Below are 21,869 nucleotides of genomic sequence, written 5' to 3' on the forward strand. Positions count from 1 at the left end.
TCAGCCCTCGAAGTCCCGGGCCGCCGACAGCTCGTACGCCCGGTCGGGCTCGCTGAGCGCGGCCAGCACCTCGAAGCGCCGGTGCCACTGCCCGACCGACCAGGCGAGCCCGGCCGCGAGGCCCTCCGGGGTGGCCGCGTGCAGCAGGCCGGCCACCGGCGGGACCTCGAACTCGTCGTCCTCGTCGTCGGCCTCGGCCTGCTCGGGGTCGTACGGCGGCTCCGGGGCGTCCGCGCCAGTGTCCCACCGCCAGTCCACCGCGGCCTCGTCGCCGTCCGGTCCGACGACCAGCAGCTCCTCGTGCTCCTCGTACGCGACCGGGCAGCCGGGCAGCAGTTCGCGCACCACGGCCGGGACGCGGTGCAGCACGCCCTCGGAGAGCACCCGGCCGCCGGCCACCTCGCTGGCCAGCGACACGTGCAGCCGCTCGGCGAGGTCGGCCGCGAGTGCCGGGGCGACCGGCAGCAGCGGGTACGGGTGCAGCAGCTGGACCAGGTCGGGGGCGTCGGCGACGACCGCCTCGGTGGCGTCCACCACCACGGTGTGGGCCGGCCGGCGACCGGTGGCCGGGTCCAGCGGCGGCAGCGCCCGCACCACGTCCAGCGGTTCGATCCGCTCGCGCTCCACGCGGGCCAGCGCGCTGTGCAGGCCGTGCAGTTGGCGGTGGCCGAGGTCGACCGCCGGGTCGGTCATCCGGTCCAGGACCTCGTCCGGTCCGTGCGGTTCGGCGAGCAGCGCGGCGAGCGTGGTGCGCACCCCGAGCGCGTGCAGGAACTGGTCGTCCAGGGTGGTCCGCGCCTCGTCGTAGAGGCCGCGCAGCAGCGGGTCGGCCCCGGCGGCGCGCAGCCCGGCGGGCTCGCGGCCCGCCAGCACCGGGTGGTCGCGCAGCCACCACGCGGTGTACGGCGGCAGGTCGGCGTACGTGCCGTCCGGCAGCAGGGTGCGGACCGGGTTGACCACGGCGTCCCGGTACGGCGGTCGGGCCAGCGCGGCGAGCGCCTCGGGCCAGGCGTCGTCGTCCACCAGGTCGAGGTCGCGCACGGCGAGCAGCTCGGCGGCCACCGGCGGGACGCCGACCGCCTCGTCGGCCTGCAGGGCCTCCAGCGCGTCCTCGGCCCAGTCGGCGAACCCGTCCGGTGCCTCGTCCAGCAGGCCGGTGGGGTGGCCGCCGGCCGCCCGGTCGGCGGGGACGGTGGGGTCGAGCCGTTCCAGGTCGTCCGGGTCGAGCACCACGTCCTCGGCGCGCACCAGCACGAAGTCGGCCAGCACACCGACCGCGGCGAGCACCTCGGACCCCCAGCGCTCCAGCAGCTCGTCGTCCACCCAGCCGGCGTCCTCCTCGCGCGCGAGCGTGGCGAACGGGCTGCCGGGCAGCACCAGTTCGCCCGCGCGGGCCGGCTCGCCCTCGTCGTCCAGCAGTGCCAGCCGGGCCAGCCAGGGGTGCGCGCCCGGCTCCGGGGCGGCGGCCTTCACCAGGGCCAGGACGGCGTCGCCGAGTTCCAGCGCCGCGTCCAGGTCGTCCTCGGCCAGCTCGTAGGAGCGGGCGACGGCGGCCCGCACCTCGGGGGTGTCCAGTACCCCGGCCGGGGTGGCGGTGCCGGCGCCGAGCTTGGCCAGCAGCGGGTGGGCGGCCTCGGGGTGGGCCAGCCGCAGATCGAGCGCGGCCAGGGCTCCGGCCAGCGACTCCGGGTAGCCGGGGAAGGCCGCCCAGTCGGCGTCCTCGGAGGGCAGCAGGACGCGCCGCGGCCCGGTCACCGTCCGGCCGTCCGCGAGCGGCACGGGCAGCGCGCCGAGCGCCTCCGGGTCCGCCCCGCCGAGCGCCGCGTACAGGTTGCGCCACCAGCCGGGCTCGCGGTCGAGGCCGCCGAGCTGGTCCACCACCTCGGCCAGCGGCACCCGGCGCACGTTCAGCACCCGCAGCTCGGTGCGGCGCTCCAGACCGGCGGGCAGCAGCCCGGGGAAGATCGGCGCGAGTGCCTCGACCACCGAGCCGTCCGCGCCCTCCAGCAGCGTCGCGTCCCGGGGCCGCAGCGCGGGCGTGCCCACCTCGACCGGTGCCGGGTGCGGCAGGAACGGCGTGCCGGGCAGCCGGGACAGCACCGCGGCGCGCAGCGCGTTGTCCAGCGCGCCCTGGCCGAGCGGCCCGGGGACGAGGCCGAGCGAGCCGAGGTCGGCGCCGCGGGCGCGCAGCAGGTCGGCGTAGCTGTCGGCGGCGCGCTCGGTGAGGAAGTCGGACAGCGGGCCGGGCGCGACGTGCCGGCGGGTGGAGTCCAGCGGGTAGGAGGCGATCAGCAGCGCGGGCAGGCCGATCGGCTCGTCGCTGGGGGTCGGTGCGTGCAGCACGGACGCGTTGCCGGGCTGCTGCGGGGCGCCGTCCGCGCCGACCGGGACGGCCCAGGTCACCGTCCAGTACGGGCGGGCGCGCTCCTCGGTGGGCCGGTCGACCAGCAATTCGGCGTCCAGGCTGCCGGAGGCGCCGGCGGTCTGCCAGATCGTCCGCCGCAGCCGCCCGCCCGCGTCGTCGGTGACGGTGACTTCGGTGACGCCGTCCGGGCGGGTCTCGGCGGCGGCCCGGGTGAGCGTCCGGGTGCCGTCCGGGGTCTCCACCACGACCTCGGCGAGGCCGGGCAGGGTGAGCAGCAGCGCGTCGTCGATCCCGGCCAGCAGACGGCGGGTCAGGTCCTCGGCGGAGGCGTCCCGCATCGGCAGCACGACCACGGTGTCGTAGCCGTCGGGGGCCGGGCCCTCGGCCGCGAACGGCAGCCGCAGCAACGGCACGTGGCCGTCCCGGCGACGCAGTTCGTCGGTCAGCGCGGACTGCGCCTCGGCGAGCGACCTGGCCTCGCCGAGCGACCAGCGCACCCCGCCGGTGGCGCTCAGCACGGCGGGCTCGTCGGTGACCGCGAGGACGGCGGCGAAACCGACCCCGAACCGGCCGACGGCGGGCTGCTCGCCGCGCTTGGAGGAGGCGCGCAGGGTGGACAGCGACTCGACGGCGGCCGCGTCCAGCGGGGCGCCGGTGTTGGCGGCGGCGAGCACGCCGTCGGCGAGGGTCAGCCGCAGCCGCCCGGGGCCGCGGCCGGCGCGGACCGCCGCGTCGGCGGCGTTCTGCGCCAACTCGACCACCAGGCGGTCGCGGTAGCCGCCGAGCGCGAGCTCCTCCTCGGCGTTGGCGTCCTCCCGGAACCGGGCCGGCGAGGCGGCCCAGGCGTCCAGCACCCGGTGCCGCAGCGCGGCGGTCCCGAAGGAGTCCGCGGGGTGCTCGTCCGTGCCGCTGCCGATGATCCGAGGTTCCACGGGACCTGCCGCCTTCCGCCGCCCTGTACGTCGTAGGGCATTCTTCCCTGCCCCACCGACTGCTCCCGACCACGGCCCCCGCGGCGGCGGCGTCGCCGACCGGAGCCCGCACGCGGTGCCGGCGCCGGGAGCGACCGGAGGTGACGGGGAGTGACGGGGAAGGTCCGGGAGGAACCGGGCGGGACCGGGGCTCTTCGCCCGGGAACGCCGACGGCCCGCCCCGGAGCGTCACCGGGGCGGGCCGTGCGAAGGCGATCAGGAGTGGCCGAGCTCCTCGGCCGGGGCGTCGGGCTCGACGGAGCCGGAGGTGCGGTCCGGGTGAAGCTGCAGGGGCTCGACGACCAGCTCGTCCAGGATCAGCTCGGACGGCGCCGGCGGGGCCGGGATGACGGCCGCCTCGGAGTGCCCGCCGCAGCCGTACGAGAAGGAGACGATCTGGCCGTCGGCCGGACCGAACTCGTTGCCGCACACGCCGAAAGCCTGACCGAGCGAGCCGCCGATCGGGATCAGGAAACCGCAGCTCCCGCAGGAGGCAGGGGCGGCCTGCGCCATCGGGGTCTGCGGGCCGTGGGACTTCTCCCAGCGCTCGGCGGCCAAGTGCAGGCCGAGCCGGGAGAGCACCCGGCTGCGGCCCATGCCGAGCTCCTCGGCGACGGCGTTGATCTGCGCGCGGGCCGGGGCGGGCTGGACGTGCGGGTCGGTGACGACCAGGTCCTCGTCGTCCACGAGGGCGACCGCGGAGTTCGGCGCGGGCTCGTCCTCGCCGCTCCAGCCGGGCTCCAGCCGCAGGTCGTCGGCGCCGGTCGGCAGCAGGTCGCCGGGGCCCATGTCGCCCGGACGCAGGCGCTCGCTCCACGGCACCCACTCGGGGGCGAGGACGGCGTCCGGGCCGGGCAGCAGCACGACCTCGTCCAGGGTGACGTTCTTGGCGCGCGGGGCGCGGGCGACGGTGACCGCCCAGTGCCAGCCGCGGTAGGCGGCGTCCAGGCACTCGAAGGTGTGGGTGACGACGCGGTCGGCGTCCGCCTGGACACCGAGGTGTGGCCCGACGGCCTCCGGCCCGACGGCCTCCTCGGCTGCCTGGCGGGCGAGTTCGACGGCCTCGGCACAGAGCCGGTCGGGGGTACGGCTTCGCATCGCAGCACTCACGGCGTCGATTCTCTCCCAGTTCTTCTGTCGCCCACGGCGTGTTGCCTGTCCCGTCGCGGCTCGGTAGTCCCTCGTCCATTCTGCGGGACCGGAGGCCCCCTCGGGTACCGGCCGCGCCGCTCGACCGGCCTGCCGGCGCCCCGGCGTCCCGGCGGGCGGACTTTGGGCAGGCTACCCGCCGCCCGGCGCCCGGGCACAGTCCGGGGCGGACGCGGACGTTCCACGGGCCCGGAACGACCGCGCCGAGCGGAGCGCAAACCCGCGTCGGCGCGGCGAATCTGGGGCAGGATGGGCTTGTGGCGGATGACAACCCGTCGCAGCACGCACTGCGCCCCTCGCAGCCCGGCAGCCCCGACGAGGCGAACGCTGTGCCGCGACAGCAGCCTCCGGTCCCCGGCGCGGACGAACCGCAGCCGGCGGGCGGAGCCGGGGCGCCCGCCACCCGCGTGAGCTTGGTCAAGACGGCCACGGACCCCCCGGCCCCGGCCGACGCGCCCCCGGCCACCGACGTACCCCCGGCCGCCGCCGGAGAGGCAGCCGCAGCCGATGGCGCCCCCGGGCCGGACGGCGCCCACGCCCGTCGGCTCGCCGCCCTGGACGAGGACCTGGAGGAGGAGGGGGAGGCCCCCGAGCCCCGCCGCCACTTCCTGGTCCGCACCGCCTCCGCCGCCGGCGCCGGCACCGGCAAGGTGGTGCACGGCACCGGCCGCCGGATCCGTCGGGCCACCGCGGCCGAGGGCGCGGGCGAGTCAGGCCTGGCCAAGCTGATCGAGCTGCACGCGCTCAACTCCTTCGGCGACATGCTGATCACCATCGCGCTGGCCTCCACCATCTTCTTCTCGGTGCCCACCGGCGAGGCCCGCGGCCGGGTGGCGCTCTACCTGCTGATCACGATGGCCCCGTTCGCCCTCCTGGCGCCGGTGATCGGTCCGCTGCTGGACCGCCTGCCGCACGGCCGCCGGGCGGCCATGGCGATGTCGATGCTGGCGCGGGCGGTACTGGCCTGGACGATGGCCGGGGTGATCACCGGCGGCGGCATCGCGCTCTACCCGGCGGCGCTCGGCGTGCTGGTGGCGTCCAAGGCGTACGGGGTGGTGCGCAGCGTCGTGGTGCCCCGGCTGCTGCCGAGCCGGCTCTCCCTGGTGAAGGCGAACTCCCGGGTCACCCTGGCCGGGCTGCTGGCCACCGGGGTGGCCGCCGGGGTGGGCGGGCTGCTGCACCTGATCGGCCCGGGCTGGCCGCTGCGCGGCGCCTTCCTGGTGTTCGTGATCGGCACCCTGATGGCCTTCCACCTGCCGCACAAGGTGGACTCGGCCAAGGGCGAGCAGCGCGCCGTCCTGCACGCCGAGGTGCACGGCGAGGGCTCGCACCTGATCCACCACAAACCGCCGCCGGTCAAGGCCTCGCTGCGCACCGTCGGCCCGTCGGTGATCCTGGCGCTGCGGGCGATGTCGGCGATGAAGTGGCTGGTCGGGTTCCTGGTGATGTTCCTGGCCTTCCTGCTGCGGGAGGAGCCGATCGGCGGTCTGCAGCCGACGGTGGCGCTCGGGCTGGTGGCGCTGGCGGCGGGGACGGGCAACGCGCTCGGCTCGGTGTTCGGCTCCTGGCTGCGCACCCGCGGCCCGGAGGCGACGGTCACCTCGATGCTGCTGCTGGCGACGTGCGTGACGGCGGCGGCCGCGCTCTGGTACGGCGTCGTGACGGTGGTCCTGGTCGCGGGCGTCTCCGGGATGGCGGCCTCGCTGGGCAAGCTGGCGCTGGACGCGCTGATCCAGCGGGACGTCCCGGAGGCGGTGCGGACCTCCGCCTTCGCCCGTTCGGAGACCCTGATGCAGCTGTCCTGGGTGGCGGGCGGGGCGGTCGGCATCCTGCTGCCGCTGAACGGGAAGCTGGGCCTGTCGATCGCCGCCGGGGTGGTCGGCCTGGTGCTGCTGTGGACGCTCCACTCGCTCTTCCGGGTGGGCCTGCGGCGGCATCCGGCGGCGCCCCGGGTGGCGTGACCCGGCGGGGCGCGGCAACACGCGGTGGCCGACCCCCGCGTAGCGTGATCGGCCGGGCCCGGTAGATTCTGACGCATGAGCCTCAATTCCCGTGCCATCGCCGCCCTCGGCGCCGTCGTCGTGGTCGGCGCGGCCACGGTGGGCACCTCCGTCGCCGTGGCCTCCGGCCAGACCGCGCACATCTCCCACCAGGCCACCCTCACGGTCGGCAACTCCTCGATCCTCGCGGAGCCGCTGTGCTGGAACGGCGGCAGCGCGATCACCGAGGACCTCCAGCAGGAGTGCCAGGACAAGGCCACCGAGGCCCTGAAGAACGGCACGCTGCCCACCTCGGACGTGGTGGCGAGCGACCAGGTCGGCGTCGGGGTCTCCCCGAACGTGGCCAAGTCGGGCTGGTGGGCCTTCACCAACGGCGGCGCGTCCAGCAGCGGCGGGCGCACCAGCCTGGCCTCGTACGCCAAGGGCTCGACCTGGTCGGGTGCCCAGCAGGCGAACCGGGTGCTCAACGCCAGCGGCAAGACCCTGGTCACCGTTGTCGAGGGCGACAAGAACTCGGACAACCCGATCGCCGTCTGGTACTTCCAGCTGAACACCCAGGACAGCTGACGGTCCCGCGATGACCGCGCACCCCGTCGTCGACGGCGACCACGGGCAGCCGGGCCCCGCGCGGGCCCGGCTGCTCGTCGTCGTCGCGGTGGCCGCCGAGGCCGAGGCGGTGCTGCGCGGCCTGCCCGGCGGGTCCGCCGCCGTCCCGCTGCCCGGCGGCACGCTGCAGCGGGCCCTGGGCGCTCCGGTGGACGTGCTGGCCGCCGGGGTCGGCCCGGCCGCCGCCGCGGCCGCCACCTCCGCCGCGCTGGCCGCCCACCCGTACGCGCTGGCCGTCTCGGCCGGGATCGCCGGCGGCTTCGCCCCGCACGCCCCGGTCGGCGCCACCGTGGTGGCCGACGCCGTCGTGGCCGCGGACCTCGGCGCCGAGACCCCCGAGGGCTTCGCCGACGTCACCGAGCTGGGCTTCGGCACCGTCCGGCACACCCCGCCCCCGGCCGCCGTCGCGCTCGTCGCGCAGGCGCTGGCCGGCGCCGTCACCGGCCCGGTGCTGACCGTCTCCACCGTCACCGGCAGCGCCGAGCGGGCCGCCGTGCTGGCCGCCCGCCACCCGGGCGCCGCCGCCGAGGCGATGGAGGGCTTCGGCGTGGCCGAGGCCGCCGCCCGGTACGGCGTGCCGGTCCTGGAACTGCGCACCGTGTCCAATCCGGTGGGCCCGCGCGACCGGGCCGCGTGGCGGATCGGCGAGGCGCTGGCCGCCTTGGAGCGGGCCTTCGCCGCGCTGCCCGTCCACGAACTGGCCGCGCTGCGCGTGCCGGACCCGGCCGCGCCGCACGAACCGATCAAGGAGGCCGGCCGTGGCTGAACGGCTGAGCATCGCGTACTCGCCCTGCCCGAACGACACCTTCGTCTTCCACGCCTGGGCGCACGGCCTGGTGCCCGGGGCGGACGCTCCCGAGGTGACCTTCGCCGACATCGACGTCACCAACGGCATGGCCGAGCGCGGCGAGCTGGACGTCCTGAAGATCAGCTACGGCGCGCTGCCGTGGGTCCTGGACGAGTACGTCCTGCTGCCCTGCGGCGGCGCGCTCGGGCGCGGCTGCGGCCCGCTGGTGCTCACCCTGCCGGGCGTGGGGTCCCCCGCGGACCTCGCCGGGAAGACCGTCGCGGTGCCCTCCGAGCGCTCCACCGCGTACCTGCTGTTCCGGCTGTGGGCGGCGAAGGCGGTGCCCGGCGGCTTCGGCGAGATCGTCGTCCTGCCGTTCCACGAGATCATGCCCGCGGTCCGGGACGGGCGGGTGGACGCCGGCCTGGTGATCCACGAGGCCCGCTTCACCTACCGGCAGTACGGCCTGCACAGCCTCGCCGACATGGGCGAGGCCTGGGAGGCCGAGACCGGTCTGCCGATCCCGCTGGGCGCGATCGTCGCCAGGCGCTCGCTCGGCGCCGAGCGGCTGCGGGCGGTCACGGACGCGGTCCGCGCCTCCGTCCGGCAGGCCTGGGCGGACCCGGCGGCGAGCCGCGGGTACGTGCTGGAGCACGCCCAGGAGATGGACCTGGACGTCGCGGAGCAGCACATCGGGCTGTACGTCACCGAGTTCACCGAGGACCTCGGCGAGGAGGGCTACGCGGCCGTCCGCGCCCTGCTCACCCGGGCCGCCGCGGAGGGGCTGGTGCCCCCGCTCGACCCGGGTGCGCTCGCGTTCGGGCAGTCCTCGCCGGTGTCCTGAACGGTCGATGTCCCGGGACTGGTCCCGGGGCCGGGCAGGCCTAGACGTCGAACTGGTCGGCCACCGCGCGCAGCAGGCCGGCCAGCTTCTGGGCGGTCGGCTTGGCCGGGTGACGCCCGCGCTGGAGGCCGGGCAGCACCGCGTCCAGGGTGGTGATCAGGTCCTGGACGATCGGGGCCATGTCGTCGGCGCTCTTGCGCTGGGCGGCGGCCACCGAGGGCAGTGCCTCCAGCAGCTGCACGGCCATCGCCTGGTCGCCGCGGTGCCCGGCGACCACGCCGAACTCGACCCGCTGGCCCGGCTTCAGCACGGTGACACCGGCGGGCAGCGCCTTGGTGTGGACGAAGACGTCGCCGCCGTCGTCGCGCGACAGGAAGCCGAAGCCCTTCGTCTCGTTGAACCACTTGACCTGGCCGGTGGGCATCTCGAACAGTCCTCGAATGGGTGTGAGGGATCCCGGCCCTGGCCGGGGATCACTGGGTGGTGGGAAAGATGCGGGCGACCTCGGCTCGACGCCCGCGGGCGCTCACGGTCGGCACGCTGCCAGGAGCAGACTAACGGTCCGTGACTGCCTCGTCCGCGTTCCGCGAGGGATCCGCGTTCCGGGGCCCGCCGGGGGCCGTGGGATGCGGGGATCTCGCGGTCACGGGCGACCCGGTACTGGCACGGCCGGGTCGCGTCGCTGCGCTGTCCATCGGCTCACACCCCCGGGTCTGAGGACACGGGGCGCACCTGCGGCGCCCCTCGGCACCCCCTGCATACCCCCGCCCAGCAGGGATCAAAACGTTGAGCTGCCGGGAAACTGCACAACGTGACGAAGCCGCTCCGGTGGACGGTCCGCCGGCGCGCTCTGCCAGACTGGGTGCGGTCCGGCACCGCCCCGAGGAGTGAGCAGACGTGAGCAGCCAGAGCGCCGACCCCGGCGACGTGTACGTCAAGGCCGGAGCGGTCGTCTTCGGGCTCGGCGCACTCGCCACCCTGGTCACCTTCGTCCCGCTGTTCCTGCACCTGACGCCGCTGCCGACGGCCGCGTACTGGCTGAGCATGCTGATGCCGGCGGGCTTCCTGGCCGCGCTGACCGGGCTGCTGCTGAACGCGCGCGCCCAGCGCCGCCGGGCCGAGGCCTAGGCCGGACGGGGCCCGGCCGACTGGCCGGCCAGGTGGCGGGCGAGCCAGTCCGGGAAGCCGGTGAGGTCCGCCAGCACCACGTCCGCCCCGGCCTCGTGCAGCTCGTCCGCGCCGTAGGGGCCGGTGGCCACCCCGACCGCGAGGGCGTCCGCGTGCCGGGCGCCCCGGATGTCGCCGAGGTGGTCGCCGACGTAGATGCTCGCGCTGTGCTCGCGCAGCGCCTCGCCCTTGGTCTCCGCCCAGAGGTCGCCGATCACCGTGTCGGCCTTCATCCCGGCGTGCTCCAGGTGGAGGAGGGCGTTCGGCTCGTACTTGCCGGTGATCACGGCGACCCGGCCGCCGTGGGCGCGGACCGCCTCGACGGCGGCGTGCGCGCCGGGGAGGGCCACGGTCGGGGCGAAGGCATGGTCGCGGTACAGCTCGCGGTAGCGCGTCGCGGCCCGTTCGACCTCCTCCTCGGGGAACCAGTTGCGGATCTCGTCGAGCAGCGGCGGGCCCAGGCGGGTGACCACCAGGTCGGCGTCGATGGCGGTACCGGTCTCGGCGGAGAGCGCCAGGTAGGTGGCGCGGATACCCGGCCGGGTGTCCAGCAGCGTCATGTCGAGGTCGAAACCGACGGTGAGCGGGGCCTTCGAGGTCTCGGGCATGTCGCCAGGCTATCCAACGGACGGCCGGGACCACGAGGCAATTTGCCCCGCCTTCGCGGCGGAACTTAGGTTTGCCTGAGTTGTCTGCGGAGAGGGCCCATGACCGACGACACCACCGCACCCCCCGGCGCGCCGCACCGCGCGCCGCGGCACCGAATACTGTGGCTCGCCGCCGCGCTGGCCGTCCTGGCCGTCGCGGTGCTGCTGAGCCTCGCGGTCGGCAGCCGGAACGTCCCGTTCGGCGACACCCTGGACGCCCTGCTGCACGGCGGCGACACCGCCGACGCCGTGGTGATCCGCGAGCTGCGGGTGCCGCGCACCGTCGTCGGCCTGGCCGTCGGCGCAGCGCTCGGCCTGGCCGGGGCCGTCATGCAGGGCCTGACCCGCAACCCGATCGCCGACCCGGGCATCCTCGGCGTCTCCCAGGGCGCGGCGGCGGGCGTGGTGGTCGCCATCGCCGGCTTCGGCGTCTCCACCCTCACCGGGTACGTCTGGTTCGGCTTCGCGGGCGCGGTGATCGCCACCGTGATCGTCTACGGGCTCGCCGGGCGCGGTCGGGGCGGGGCGACGCCGATCAAGCTGGCGCTGGCCGGCTCGGCGACGTCCGCGTTCATCGCCTCGCTCAACACCCTGGTGCTGACCACCGACGCGGCCACCATGGACCGGTTCCGCTTCTGGCACGTCGGCTCGCTCTCCGGGCGGACCTCGGACGTCGCCTGGCAGCTGCTGCCCTTCCTGGCGGTCGGCACGGTGCTGGTCGTCGCGGTGGCGCGCGGGCTGGACGCACTGGCGCTCGGCGACGACACCGCGAAGGGGCTGGGCGCGAGGACCGGCCTGGTCCGGGCGGCCGGCGCGCTCGGCGCGACCGTCCTCACCGGCTCGGCGGTCGCTGCGGCCGGCCCGGTCGCCTTCGTCGGCCTGGCCGTCCCGCACGCGGCCCGCGCCGTCGCGGGCGCCGACCACCGCTGGGTCCTGGCCTTCTCCGCCGTCCTCGGTCCGGCCCTGCTGCTGCTCGCCGACACCCTCGGCCGGGTCCTGTTCCCGCCGTCGGAGGTCCCGGCGGGTGTGATGACGGCGCTGGTCGGCGTCCCGGTGCTGGTGGCCCTGGTCCGTCGGCGGAAGGTGGTCGCCGCATGAACGCCTCCTTCTCCGGCACCCGTGGGGTGTCGCTGCGCGGCTACTCCGCGGTGCGGGCCGGGCGGGCCTCCTTCCTGCTGCACCGCCGCTCGGCGTTCGTCGCCCTCGGGCTGCTGGTGACGCTCGCCGGGACTGTGGTCGCCTCGCTGTGCCTGGGCGAGTCCACGGTGTCGCCGGCCGAGGTGGTCAGGGTGGTGCTCGGGCAGCCGAGCCCGGACCAGCTGGTGGTCGGCGAGTTCCGGCTGCCCCGGGTGGTGGTCGGGCTGCTGGTCGGCACGGCGCTCGGCCTGGCCGGGGCGCTGATCCAGACCGTCGCCCGCAATCCGCTGGCCAGCCCCGACGTGGTGGGCGTGACCTGGGGCGCGACCGCCACGGTGGTCGGCCTGACGGCGTACGGCGTGGTCGGCTCGACCGGCCAGGCGCCGTACGCGGCGGTGGCCGGCGGCCTGGCGGCCGGGCTGCTGGTGTACGCGCTGGCCTGGCGGCGCGGCCTGCACGCCCAGCGGTTCGTGCTGATCGGCATCGGCATCAGCGTCGCCCTGTCCTCGCTGACCTCGGTGTTCCTCACCAAGGGGGACGGTTTCCAGGCCCAAGCCGCCAAGGTCTGGATGACGGGCAGCCTGAACGGCTCCGGCTACGACCAGGCCGGCCGGCTCGCCTGGGTGCTGCTCGCTTCCCTCCCGGTCGCGCTGTGGGCGGCGCGCGCCCAGCGGTCGATCTCCTTCGACGACGCGACCGCCGTGGGCCTCGGGCTGCGGCTGGACCGGATCCGGCTCGGCATGGCGCTGCTGGGCATCGTGCTGGCCTCCTGCGCGGCCGGGGCCGCCGGGCCGGTCGACTTCGTGGCGCTGATGGCCCCGCAGATCGCGCTGCGGCTGGCCCGCTCGGCGCAGGTCCCGCTGTTCTGCTCGGCCCTGACCGGCGCGCTGGTGGTGGTCCTCGCCGACCTGATCGCCCGGCGGCTGCTGGCGCCGACCGAACTGCCGGTGGGCGTGGTGACCGGCATGGTCGGCGCGCCGTACCTGATGTGGCTGCTGATCCGATCCCGTCGTGGAGGTTCCTGATGTCCGCTCACCGTCTGGAGGCCCGGGGCCTCACCCTGGCCTACGAGGCGCGCACGGTCGTCGAGGGCCTGGACGTCCGCATCCCCGACGGGCGGGTGACGGTGATCGTCGGCCCGAACGCCTGCGGCAAGTCGACCCTGCTGCGGGCCCTCGGCCGACTGCTGAAGCCGGTCCGGGGCGCGGTGCTGCTGGACGGCGAGGAGCTGGCGCGGATCCCGACCAAGCGGATCGCCCAGCGGCTCGGACTGCTGCCCCAGTCGCCGACCGCGCCGGAGGGCATCTCGGTGGCCGACCTGGTCTCGCGCGGCCGCCAGCCGCACCAGAGCTGGTGGCAGCAGTGGTCGTCGGAGGACGAGACGGCGGTCTCCGAGGCACTGGAGCGCACCTCGACCGCGGACCTGGCCGAGCGCAGCATGGACGAGCTGTCGGGCGGCCAGCGCCAGCGCGCCTGGATCGCGATGGCGCTCGCCCAGGGCACCGACATCCTGCTGCTGGACGAGCCGACCACCTACCTGGACATCGCGCACCAGGTGGAGGTGCTGGACCTGGTGCGCCGGCTGAACGTCGAGCGCGGGCGGACGGTCGTCGCCGTGCTGCACGACCTCAACCAGGCGGCCCGGTACGCCGACCACCTGGTGGCGATGCGGGACGGCCGGGTGGTGGCGCAGGGCGCGCCCGGCGAGGTGGTGACGGCGGAGCTGGTGCGGGACGTGTTCGGCCTCGACTCGGTGGTGGTGCCGGATCCGGTGACGGGCACGCCGTTGGTCGTTCCGGGTGCCCCGTGGGCGGCGACGGCGACGGCGGTGGTGGACGCCTGACGGCAGGCACGACGTCACCGAAGCCCCCATTTCGGACATAATCGACGGCACCCCGACCGCCTCGCTCACCGAGCCTCCCGAGGACCGCCGATGCACCGGATCGCCCGCCGTACCCTGCTCGCCGGCCTCGGCGGGGCCGCGCTCGCGGCGTGCACGGGCGGCGCCACGCGCCCCCCGGCTCCGGCCACCGCCGACGGGTTCGACGCCGGCACCGCGTCGGCCACCGCCTCCCCGACCGCCCCGCCGGTACCGCCGGTGACCGTGAACACCGTCACCGGACCGGTGCTGGTGCCGGGCCGGCCGATGCGGGTGGTCGTGCTGGACACCGACGTGCTCGACTCCGCACTGACCCTCGGCATCACCCCGGTCGGCGCCGCCCTCCCGGCCCGCGACACCCGCTACCCCGACTACTGGCCGGCCACCCGGACCGCCGGGATCCGGCTGGTCGGCCCGGCCGGCTCGCCCGACCTGCCGACCGTCCGGGCCCTGCGGCCGGACCTGATCCTCTCCAACCAGGCGCGCGACGGCGACCGGTACGACCAGCTGCGCGAACTCGCCCCGACCGTGCTCACCCAGACCACCGGCGCCCCCTGGAAGGCCGACTTCCAGCTGCACGCCCAGGCGTTGAGCCGGCAGGACGCCGCGGCAGCCTTCGTCGGCGCCTACCAGAAGCACGCCGGGCAGGTCGCGCAGGCGCTGGCGGCCGCGAAGCCGTCCGGGCGCAAGGTGAGCCTGGTCCGGTTCGTGGAGGGCGGCGGGATCCGGCTGTACGGCCGGCAGAGCTTCCCCGGGACGGTGCTCGCCGACGCCCAGGTCGGGCGGCCGGACCCGCAGAACGTCGACCAGTCGGACTTCGAGGTCCCGCTCGACCAGATCGGGAAGGCGGACGGCGACCTGCTGCTGTACGCGGTCTACGGCGATCCGGAGCGGTCCGGCCTCGACGCCGCGCTGGCGAGCCCGGGCTGGCAGGCACTGGGGGCGGTCCGGGCGCACCGGGCGTTCCCGGTGGACGACCAGCTGTGGTTCCAGGGGATCGGCTACACCGGGGCCAACTACGTGCTGGACGAACTGCAGCGCTTCCTCGGGGCGTGAGCGGCGGCCCGCCCGGGAACTCGGTCGAGGGCGTGACCGGCGGCCCGGACGAGGACCCGATCAAGGGCCTGATCAGCGGCCCGCTCGGGCACGATCGATCACGATTCGGCTCCGGCTTGGGCGCCTGACCTGCCGCTCCGTCAGAATGAGACGAAAAATCACCGCTCACTCCCGGGGGACGACACAGTGTCAACTACCGCAGCTCCACAGGCTCCTGCCCGCAAGGGGAAGGCCGCCGCCCTCGGCTGGATGATCAGCATCGGCTTCAACGTCGTCGCGCCGATCCTGATCTACAACCAGCTGCACGACCACGGCTACAGCGAATCCACCGCCATCCTGCTCTCCGGCCTGGGCCCGGTGATCGACACCGTGATCTACCTCGCCTGGCACCGCCGGATCGACGAGTTCGCCGTGGTCTCCCTGGTCTTCGTCGGGCTGACCCTGGTCGTCGCGCTGATCGGCCCGCAGGACCCGAAGATGCTGCTGGCGAAGGACTCCTTCGTCTCCGGCCTGCTCGGCGTGCTCTACCTGGTCTCGCTCGCCGCGCCGAAGCCGATCATGTTCTACTTCGGGCGCAAGTTCGCCACCGACGGCACGCCGGAGATGGTCGCCTGGTGGAACTCGATGTGGCAGTACCCGGGCTTCCGCAAGGTCCAGCGCAACCTCACCATCGTCTGGGGCGTGGCCTTCGTCCTGGAGGCCGTGCTGCGGATCGTGCTGGTCTACACCCTGTCGCACGGCACGGTGGTGACGGTCAACAACATCCTTCCGTACGTGGTGCTCGGCGGGCTGGTCTACTTCACCATCGCCTACGCCAAGCGGGCCAGTGCGAAGGGCCGGGCCGCGGCCGAGGCCGCCGCCGCGACGGAGGCCGCTCAGCCCGCCGCCGCGTAACGGGCCGGGGGCTCGCCGACGGCCGCGGTGAAGTCGCGGGTGAGGTGGGCCTGGTCCGCGTAGCCCAGTTCGGCGGCGAGTGCGGCCAGGTCCAACTCGCCGCCGTGACCGGCCCGTTCCGCTGCCTCGTGCAGCCGGGCGCGACGCAGCACCCACTTCGGGGAGGCACCGACGTACTCGGCGAACAGGCGCTGCAGGCGGCGGACGCCGAGGCCGAACTCCCCGGCCAGGTCGTCCACCCGGCACAGGTCCGGCGTGCCGGTGATCCGGTCCACCATCGCGGCGACCTCGTCGGCGACCGGGTCCGGCCCGGGCAGCCGGGGCAGCAGGAAGCCGTCCGCGAGGGCCGCCGGGTCGCCCGCGTCGCCGCTCAGCAGTGCCGCGTTGAGACGGTCTGCGGCGGCGCCGAAGAACTCGGCGGCCGGGACGGACCGGTCGGCCAGCACGCTCACCGGGCGGCCCGCGAAGGAACGGAAGGCGCCCGGGCGGAACTTCACGCCCAGCACGTGCCCGGCGCCCTCCAGCCGGCGGACGAAGAGCGAGCGGTCCACCCCGTAGACCCTGGCCCGCGGGGCCTCGAACACCAGGTGGACGTTGGGGTGGGCGAGCACCTTCTGCTCGTACGCGGGCAGGCCGTGCAGGTCCCAGCGCACCAGCCAGTAGTACTCGACGAACCGCGTCACCCCGGGATCGGGCGCCAGCCGCTCCACGCTGATCAACTCGGCCGCCCGGGCCGGGTGCAGCACGCCGCGGCCGAGATCGGGAGAGTCCGCAGAGTCCATGACGGCCAGGCTAGCGTCGCGTTTCTTCAAGACCGGGGAGCGGGGCGCGGCGGACGATCGGGAGCATGAACGTCCACCCGATGCACCCCTTCCTGGCCCGCGCCGCCACCGCCGCTGCCGGAGTCGCCGCCGCCGTCCCGGCCGACCGGCCGCTGGACGCCCCGACGCCCTGCACGGACTTCGACACCCGGGCGCTGATCAACCACTGGGTGCTCTACACCTCGCACGGCCTGGAGCACCGCGCCCGGCGCACCGAGCTGCCGAAGGAGCTGGTCGACCGCGACTTCGCCGCCGAGCCCGGCTGGTCGGCCGACTACGCGGCGCAGCTGGAGCGCGCCGTCGCGGCCTGGGCCGACCCGGCCGCCTGGGAGGGGGACGTCGACCTCGGCGGCTCCCCGGTGCCGGCGGTGGGGATCGCCCGGATGCTGGTCCTGGAACTCCTCCTGCACGGGTGGGACGTCGCCCGCGCGACCGGCGGGGAGATCGCGGTCGACGAGGAACTCGCCGTCCTGGTCGCCGAGATCGTCGCCGAGAACGCCGAGCTGTACCGGCAGTACGAAGGCTTCGCCGGGGCGGTGGCACTGCCGGACGACGCCCCCGCCTGGCACCGCGCGCTGGCCGCCTCCGGCCGCGACCCGCACTGGAAGGGCTAGCCCTGGCACCTGCCGGCGTCGCATGCCCCGCAAGATCCGCCGGACAGGGCCCAGGGGCCCTAGGCACTCCCCAGCGCGGCAGAGAGCTTGGCGCGCAGGACGCGGACGGCCGGGGACTGCTCGCCGGGGCGGCCGACAAGGCCGAGACAGGAACGGACGGCGGCGTCGGCGATCGGGACGGTGCTCAGGCCGGGGCCCTCGACGGACGAGGGGCTGAGCACCGCGACGCCGGCGCCGCGTTCGGCGAGGCGCAGGACGGTCGCCGGGGAGCTGGCGTCGATGTCCACGCGCGGGTCGAGGCCCTGCTGCGCGCAGGACTGCTCGTAGGCGGCGCGGATGCCGGTGCCCCGGGAGAGGCAGAGGATCTTCTCGCCGCGCAGGTCGGCGAGGGTCAGTCCGGGCCGGTCGAGCGGGTGCCCGGCCGGGACGACCGCGGCGACCTGCTCGTCGATGACGATGTCGACGTCCAGGCCCGTGGCGGCCTCGCCCGCGTAGCCGATCAGGGCGAGGTCGAGGGAGCCCGACAGGACCTGCGCCTGGAGCAGGTCGGAGTGGCCCTCGTGCAGGCTCAGTTCGATGCCGGGGTGGGTGCGGCCGAGGTCGGCGACGGTGTCCAGGAACGGCGGGATCGAGCAGCCCATGATCATGCCGAGGCGGACCCGGCCGCGTACGGCGTCGGCGTACTCGGCGGCGGTGTGGCGGATGGCGTCCAGTGTGGCCAGGGCGCTCTTGGCCAGCGGGAGGATCGCCTCGCCGGCCGGGGTGAGCCGGACCCGGCGGCCGGTGCGGTCGAGCAGCTGTTGCCCCAACTCGCGTTCCAGTTTGGCGACCTGGGTGCTGATGCCGGACTGGCTGACGTGCAGGTGGGCTGCGGCCGCCGTGAAGGAGCCTTCGTCGATGACGGCGGCGAAGTACCGCAGCTGGTGCATCTCCATATCTGATGATGATAGCTGGCATCCGATCCATCTGTTGGACGGATGGATCGGGCGGCGGAAGGATGGCGGCATGACGACGACGAAGAACGCACGCGAGCTTGCCGAGACCTACTTCACCGCCTGGGAGACGGGCGACTTCGAGACCCTCCGGGGACTGCTGGCCGACGACGTGGACTTCGTCGGGGCACTGGGGACGGCCACCGGCGTGGAGCAGGCACTGGCCGGGCTGCAGGGACTCGGGCGGGTGCTGGAGAAGATCGACGTGAAGGTGCGGGTCGCCGAGGGCGACGAGGTGATCACCTGGTTCGAACTGAACACCAGCATCGCGGAGCCGACCCCGACGGTGAACTGGATGCACGTCGAGGACGGGAAGATCGCCCGGATCCGGGTCACCTTCGACCCGCGCGCCCTGCTCGCCGGATTCGAGAAGAACAGCTGAGCGGGAGAGAGTCGGAGAGCAGGAGGGCCGTGGTCGACGGGGGTGACGACGGCCCTCCTCTGCATGCTCCTACACGTCCTCGTCCGGCGGGGCCGCGCGGAGGGCGGTGACCACGCCCAGGGCGACGGTCGCGAAGGCGAGGGCGAGGAGGACGGCGAAGGCCGTACCGATCAGGAATCGCACCAGGTCTCGCGGTCGGCGTCGAGGAGGAGGGTGAGGAGGTTGAGGAGGGTGGAGGCCGGGGCGGTGCCGAAGCGGACCAGGACCCGGCCGTCGAGGGTCATGTCGGTGCCCGCCGAGGGCCAGATCAGGCCGAACTTCTTGCCGCGCTCCTGGGCTTCGGCCAGGAGGGTGCGGATGTGGTCGTCGGTGTAGTTGCGGATCCGCGGGTCGGTCGGCTTCATGGGGTGACGGTTCACGCGGCACCGTCCGGTTCGGAGGCACGAAGATCCTCAAGGAACAGCTTTCATCTCTGATCGAAGACTCCGAGTTGCCCTGGATGACGATTCGAGTCGTACCGTTCGACATCGAGACCTTCCCTGGACCCGCCGAGAACCTCACGTACGCGTTCGGTGCGGTTCCTGAACTCGACACCGTTGAACGGGAGTCCTCTCACGGTCCCGAGTACCTCGATGCGGTCGCGGAGCTGACCGGCCCTCGTCCCCGACCGCCAGGCGGTGTGCTCGAACCCGCCGGCCGGCCATGTTCTCCATCGGGGCGCAGGTGCCCGGGGCCTTCCCGCTTGTCGAGCGCTACGGCTTCGGCCTCACCGTCACGCCCGACGGCCGGACGGTGTGGCTCGACTCCCCGGACAACCCGGTGCCCTGCCGGGGTTGAAGCCGCCAACCGGAGTGGGAAGTCGGCCCCACCGACTTCCCACTCCCACTCCCCTGTCCCCGCCCCCTGACCCGTCCGCCCCTGCCTCACTCGCCGAAGCGGATCGGCTCCCCCGTCCGGTGCAGGTGCGCGAAGACCTCGCGGTACGACCGCAGCAGGCCCGTCTCGTAGTACGGGATCCCCTCCTCCACGCAGAACTCCCGGGTGATCCGGGCGGCCCGGCCGAGCGCGGGGGTCGGCATGCTGGGGAACAGGTGGTGCTCCACCTGGTAGTTGAGGCCGCCCATCACCGCGTCGATGACCGCACCACCCCGCACGTTGCGCGAGGTCAGCACCTGGCGGCGCAGGAAGTCCAGCTTCAGCTCCGGCGTCACCATCAGCATGCCCTTGTGGTTCGGCGCGAAGACGCAGCCCAGGTACACCCCGAGCAGCGCCTGGTGCACGGCCAGGAACGCGACCGCCTTCCCCGTCGGCAGCGCCGTGAACACCAGGCCGAAGTACGCCACGAAGTGCACCACCAGCAGCACGCCCTCCAGCACCGGCCGCTTCATCGTGGGGCTGCGCAGCGCGCGGAAGCTGTTGAAGCTCAGGTTGAGGCCCTCCAGCAGGAGCAGCGGGAGGAACAGGTACGCCTGCCGGCGGCCGATGAACCGGGCGATCCCGTTCGCCTGCCGGGCCTGCCGCTGGGACCACACCAGGAGGTCGGGCGCGACGTCCGGGTCCCGCTCCTCGTGGTTGGGGTTGGCGTGGTGGCGGGTGTGCTTGTTCATCCACCAGCCGTAACTCATGCCCATCAGCAGGTTCGCGGCGATCCGGCCGCCGATCTCGCTCGGCAGCCGGTGGCTGAAGACCTGGCGGTGCGCGAGGTCGTGCGACAGCAGGGCGACCTGGGCGAAGACGACGGACATCGCCGCCGCCAGGCCGAGCTGCCACCAGGTGTCGCCCAGCGCGAACACCGCGTACCAGCCGCCGAGGAACGCGGCGAGCACCAGGGCGATGCGGACGGCGTAGTAACCGGGGCGCCGGTCGAGCAGGCCCTCGGCGGCCATCCGGCGGCTCAGTCGGGCGAAGTCGCTGCCGGCGCTGCGCTCCGCCTGCGGAGCGGGGGCGACGGCCGTCGTCACGGTCTGTGTGGACATGCCCCGAGTCTGGTCCGGCACGCGGCCTCGGAGAACGGGGGAAGCACCCGTCCCGTACGGGTGTTAACCCCCGGCCCGCGCGGGGGGCCGGCCCATGCGCGACGACCGTCTACGATGTCGGCCGACACCATCCGGCCGGACCCATCCGGCCCACACCACGGGGGATTTGATGACAGGTCAGTGGCAGGAGATCGGGGCGTCGGGCGGCATCGAGGCCTACGTCCACCACCCGGACGGCGAGGTGCGCGGCGCCGTCGTCGTCTGCGCCGAGCTGTACGGGGTCAACGCCTACGTCCGCGGGATCTGCGCCGAGCTGGCCGCCCTCGGATACGTCGCGCTGGCACCGGACTTCTACTGGCGCGACGCCCGTCGCACCGAACTCGGCTACAGCGCCGAGGAGCGGGAGGCGGGGCTCGTCCTGATGCGCGCCCTGGACCGCAACCGGCTGGTGGCCGACGCCACCGACGCGCTGGCCGCCGCACGCGAAGCGGCCGGCGTCCACGGGGTGGCGTTCCTGGGCACCAGCATGGGCGGTCACATCGCCGTCCGCGCCGCCACCGAGCTGCGCTTCGAGCTGGCCGCCGTGTTCTACCCGGGCTGGATGCTCAACTCCGGCTTCCCGCTCGTCGGCCCGGTGCCGCCGCTGGAGACCGCCGACCGTATCGCCGCCAACGGCGTGTTCCTGCTGGGCTTCAACGGCGACCAGGACCACATCCTGCCGCTCGACGAGTGGAAGGCCGTCGAGGAGAAGCTCACCGAGGCCGGGGTCGCCCACGAGCTGGTCACCTACCCGGGTGCCGGCCACGGCTTCGCCGCCGACCGGGCCGACGGGCACGACGCCGCCGCCACCGCCGACGCCTGGCAACGGATCCACCGGGCCCTGGCCGACCGGCTGTAGGCCGCACCGGCGGCTCCTCGCACCGGCGTCCCCTCGTGCCGACGAGCGCGCGGGGCCGCCGGGCTCACGACACCCGGAACAGCTCGTCCAGGTGGTACGTGAGGATCGCCAGTGCCTCCTCGCCGCTGCGCTGACCGCCCAGAACGCTCGATCCGAGTCCGTTGACCATGGCCAGCAGCCCGGCGGCGGCGGCCCCGACGTCCCGGCGGGCGTCGATCCGACCGGCCCCCTGCGCCGTACGGAGCTGTTTGGCGAGGAAGCCCTCCAGTACGACCGGGGGCTGCGCGGCCTGCTTCTCCAGTACCGCGGGGTCGTTGAGCACGAGCGCGTAGTACGCGGCGTACGTCCTGGTGATCCGGCGGCTCTCGGCGTCCGTCGGCAGGATGCAGGACAGGATGGCGGTGACCACCTCGCGCGGGGCGCGCTCCTCGCCGATCCAGCGCTCCATCCGGGCCTGGAGCTGGGCACCGAGCCTGGCCAGGGCGTCCAGCAGCAGGCCCTCCTTGGTCGTGAAGTAGTACTGCACGAGCCGCAGTGAGACGCCGGCCTCCGTCGCGACCGCCCGCATGCTGGCCGCCTGCAGCCCTTCGGTGTCGGCGATGCGCAGCAGGGCCTCGGCGATCTGCCGTCGGCGCTCCTCGTGGTCGACCTTCGCGGTCATGGTTCCGGCCTCCCTGACCGGGC

24 protein-coding genes and 1 pseudogene are annotated in these 21,869 nt (G+C 74.6%); 16 read left to right on the top strand and 9 right to left on the bottom strand.

Annotated elements, in window-relative coordinates:
* Together AB0D10_RS18285 and AB0D10_RS18290 are read right to left on the bottom strand one after the other, a co-directional pair.
* Positions 1–3,297, bottom strand: a complete 3,297-nt coding sequence (locus AB0D10_RS18285; protein WP_360257178.1) for a molecular chaperone Hsp90 — start codon at positions 3,295–3,297, stop codon at positions 1–3.
* 255 nt (positions 3,298–3,552) lie between these two features.
* Positions 3,553–4,434, bottom strand: coding sequence for a DUF3027 domain-containing protein (locus tag AB0D10_RS18290; RefSeq protein ID WP_360257305.1), 882 nt, complete (start codon positions 4,432–4,434; stop codon positions 3,553–3,555).
* A 659-nt stretch (positions 4,435–5,093) separates the two neighbouring features.
* On the opposite strand from AB0D10_RS18290, the gene AB0D10_RS18295 reads away from it, so the two are divergent.
* From AB0D10_RS18295 to AB0D10_RS18310, 4 genes are all read left to right on the top strand, one after another.
* A complete protein-coding gene (locus tag AB0D10_RS18295; protein WP_360257307.1) occupies positions 5,094–6,446 on the top strand; it encodes an MFS transporter in 1,353 nt (450 codons plus the stop codon).
* Between the two features lie 75 nt (positions 6,447–6,521).
* Positions 6,522–7,052, top strand: coding sequence for a hypothetical protein (locus AB0D10_RS18300; protein WP_360257180.1), 531 nt, complete (start codon positions 6,522–6,524; stop codon positions 7,050–7,052).
* A 10-nt stretch (positions 7,053–7,062) separates the two neighbouring features.
* The gene (locus tag AB0D10_RS18305) at positions 7,063–7,857 is read left to right on the top strand and encodes a futalosine hydrolase (RefSeq protein WP_360257182.1); all 795 of its coding nucleotides are present in this window, start codon (positions 7,063–7,065) and stop codon (positions 7,855–7,857) included.
* On the top strand, positions 7,850–8,722 hold the full coding sequence (locus AB0D10_RS18310; protein ID WP_360257185.1) for a 1,4-dihydroxy-6-naphthoate synthase: 873 nt from the start codon (positions 7,850–7,852) through the stop codon (positions 8,720–8,722). Before AB0D10_RS18305 ends, AB0D10_RS18310 begins: the two co-directional genes overlap by 8 nt.
* Positions 8,723–8,762: 40 nt before the next feature.
* On the opposite strand, the gene AB0D10_RS18315 is transcribed toward AB0D10_RS18310, so the two are convergent.
* Complete coding sequence (locus AB0D10_RS18315; protein WP_360257187.1) at positions 8,763–9,146, bottom strand: cold-shock protein; 384 nt, start codon at positions 9,144–9,146, stop codon at positions 8,763–8,765.
* A 473-nt stretch (positions 9,147–9,619) separates the two neighbouring features.
* Here AB0D10_RS18315 and AB0D10_RS18320 point away from each other — a divergent pair, with 473 nt between their 5' ends.
* Complete coding sequence (locus AB0D10_RS18320) at positions 9,620–9,850, top strand: hypothetical protein (RefSeq protein ID WP_360257189.1); 231 nt, start codon at positions 9,620–9,622, stop codon at positions 9,848–9,850.
* Here AB0D10_RS18320 and AB0D10_RS18325 read toward each other — a convergent pair.
* Positions 9,847–10,497, bottom strand: coding sequence for an HAD family hydrolase (locus AB0D10_RS18325; RefSeq protein ID WP_360257192.1), 651 nt, complete (start codon positions 10,495–10,497; stop codon positions 9,847–9,849). The two genes, AB0D10_RS18320 and AB0D10_RS18325, sit on opposite strands and share 4 nt — an antisense overlap.
* A 99-nt stretch (positions 10,498–10,596) precedes the next feature.
* Here AB0D10_RS18325 and AB0D10_RS18330 point away from each other — a divergent pair, with 99 nt between their 5' ends.
* The 6 genes from AB0D10_RS18330 (at position 10,597) to AB0D10_RS18355 (ending at position 15,502) form a co-directional block, all read left to right on the top strand.
* On the top strand, positions 10,597–11,634 hold the full coding sequence (locus AB0D10_RS18330; RefSeq protein WP_360257194.1) for an iron ABC transporter permease: 1,038 nt from the start codon (positions 10,597–10,599) through the stop codon (positions 11,632–11,634).
* Positions 11,631–12,698 carry an iron chelate uptake ABC transporter family permease subunit gene (locus AB0D10_RS18335; RefSeq protein WP_360257196.1) on the top strand — a complete coding sequence of 356 codons (1,068 nt, stop codon included), beginning with the start codon at positions 11,631–11,633 and terminating at the stop codon, positions 12,696–12,698. The genes AB0D10_RS18330 and AB0D10_RS18335 overlap by 4 nt, the downstream gene beginning before the upstream one ends.
* Positions 12,698–13,516, top strand: coding sequence for an ABC transporter ATP-binding protein (locus AB0D10_RS18340; RefSeq protein ID WP_360257199.1), 819 nt, complete (start codon positions 12,698–12,700; stop codon positions 13,514–13,516). Before AB0D10_RS18335 ends, AB0D10_RS18340 begins: the two co-directional genes overlap by 1 nt.
* A 90-nt stretch (positions 13,517–13,606) precedes the next feature.
* Entirely contained in the window at positions 13,607–14,608 is a 1,002-nt protein-coding gene (locus AB0D10_RS18345) for an iron-siderophore ABC transporter substrate-binding protein (protein WP_360257202.1), read from the top strand.
* Positions 14,605–14,736, top strand: coding sequence for a hypothetical protein (locus tag AB0D10_RS18350; RefSeq protein WP_360257204.1), 132 nt, complete (start codon positions 14,605–14,607; stop codon positions 14,734–14,736). The genes AB0D10_RS18345 and AB0D10_RS18350 overlap by 4 nt, the downstream gene beginning before the upstream one ends.
* Before the next feature lie 58 nt (positions 14,737–14,794).
* Positions 14,795–15,502: a VC0807 family protein gene (locus AB0D10_RS18355; protein ID WP_360257207.1), complete on the top strand. Its 708-nt coding sequence runs from the start codon at positions 14,795–14,797 to the stop codon at positions 15,500–15,502.
* On the opposite strand, the gene AB0D10_RS18360 is transcribed toward AB0D10_RS18355, so the two are convergent.
* Positions 15,484–16,284, bottom strand: coding sequence for a helix-turn-helix domain-containing protein (locus tag AB0D10_RS18360; RefSeq protein ID WP_360257210.1), 801 nt, complete (start codon positions 16,282–16,284; stop codon positions 15,484–15,486). The genes AB0D10_RS18355 and AB0D10_RS18360 overlap by 19 nt on opposite strands.
* A 65-nt stretch (positions 16,285–16,349) precedes the next feature.
* Here AB0D10_RS18360 and AB0D10_RS18365 point away from each other — a divergent pair, with 65 nt between their 5' ends.
* Positions 16,350–16,937: a TIGR03086 family metal-binding protein gene (locus AB0D10_RS18365; RefSeq protein WP_360257213.1), complete on the top strand. Its 588-nt coding sequence runs from the start codon at positions 16,350–16,352 to the stop codon at positions 16,935–16,937.
* Between the two features lie 59 nt (positions 16,938–16,996).
* Here the strand turns inward: AB0D10_RS18365 and AB0D10_RS18370 are convergent, their stop codons facing one another.
* Positions 16,997–17,872: a LysR family transcriptional regulator gene (locus AB0D10_RS18370; protein ID WP_360257215.1), complete on the bottom strand. Its 876-nt coding sequence runs from the start codon at positions 17,870–17,872 to the stop codon at positions 16,997–16,999.
* A gap of 70 nt (positions 17,873–17,942) precedes the next feature.
* Between AB0D10_RS18370 and AB0D10_RS18375 the strand changes: the two genes are divergently transcribed.
* On the top strand, positions 17,943–18,311 hold the full coding sequence (locus tag AB0D10_RS18375; protein ID WP_360257217.1) for a nuclear transport factor 2 family protein: 369 nt from the start codon (positions 17,943–17,945) through the stop codon (positions 18,309–18,311).
* 170 nt (positions 18,312–18,481) lie between these two features.
* Here the strand turns inward: AB0D10_RS18375 and AB0D10_RS18380 are convergent, their stop codons facing one another.
* Positions 18,482–18,715, bottom strand: coding sequence for a hypothetical protein (locus AB0D10_RS18380; RefSeq protein WP_360257220.1), 234 nt, complete (start codon positions 18,713–18,715; stop codon positions 18,482–18,484).
* Between the two features lie 38 nt (positions 18,716–18,753).
* Here AB0D10_RS18380 and AB0D10_RS18385 point away from each other — a divergent pair.
* Together AB0D10_RS18385 and AB0D10_RS18390 are read left to right on the top strand one after the other, a co-directional pair.
* Positions 18,754–18,948 (top strand): annotated as a pseudogene (locus AB0D10_RS18385) (Scr1 family TA system antitoxin-like transcriptional regulator); the annotation flags it as partial.
* 65 nt (positions 18,949–19,013) lie between these two features.
* Positions 19,014–19,148, top strand: a complete 135-nt coding sequence (locus AB0D10_RS18390) for a hypothetical protein (protein ID WP_360257222.1) — start codon at positions 19,014–19,016, stop codon at positions 19,146–19,148.
* A gap of 86 nt (positions 19,149–19,234) precedes the next feature.
* Here AB0D10_RS18390 and AB0D10_RS18395 read toward each other — a convergent pair whose 3' ends face one another.
* A complete protein-coding gene (locus AB0D10_RS18395) occupies positions 19,235–20,287 on the bottom strand; it encodes an acyl-CoA desaturase (protein WP_360257224.1) in 1,053 nt (350 codons plus the stop codon).
* A gap of 169 nt (positions 20,288–20,456) precedes the next feature.
* Between AB0D10_RS18395 and AB0D10_RS18400 the strand changes: the two genes are divergently transcribed.
* Positions 20,457–21,185: a dienelactone hydrolase family protein gene (locus AB0D10_RS18400; RefSeq protein ID WP_360257226.1), complete on the top strand. Its 729-nt coding sequence runs from the start codon at positions 20,457–20,459 to the stop codon at positions 21,183–21,185.
* A gap of 64 nt (positions 21,186–21,249) precedes the next feature.
* Here the strand turns inward: AB0D10_RS18400 and AB0D10_RS18405 are convergent, their stop codons facing one another.
* A complete protein-coding gene (locus AB0D10_RS18405) occupies positions 21,250–21,846 on the bottom strand; it encodes a TetR family transcriptional regulator C-terminal domain-containing protein (protein ID WP_360257228.1) in 597 nt (198 codons plus the stop codon).
* Positions 21,847–21,869 lie beyond the last annotated feature (23 nt).

It is taken from the genome of Kitasatospora sp. NPDC048545, assembly GCF_040651155.1.
GTDB lineage: Bacteria > Actinomycetota > Actinomycetes > Streptomycetales > Streptomycetaceae > Kitasatospora.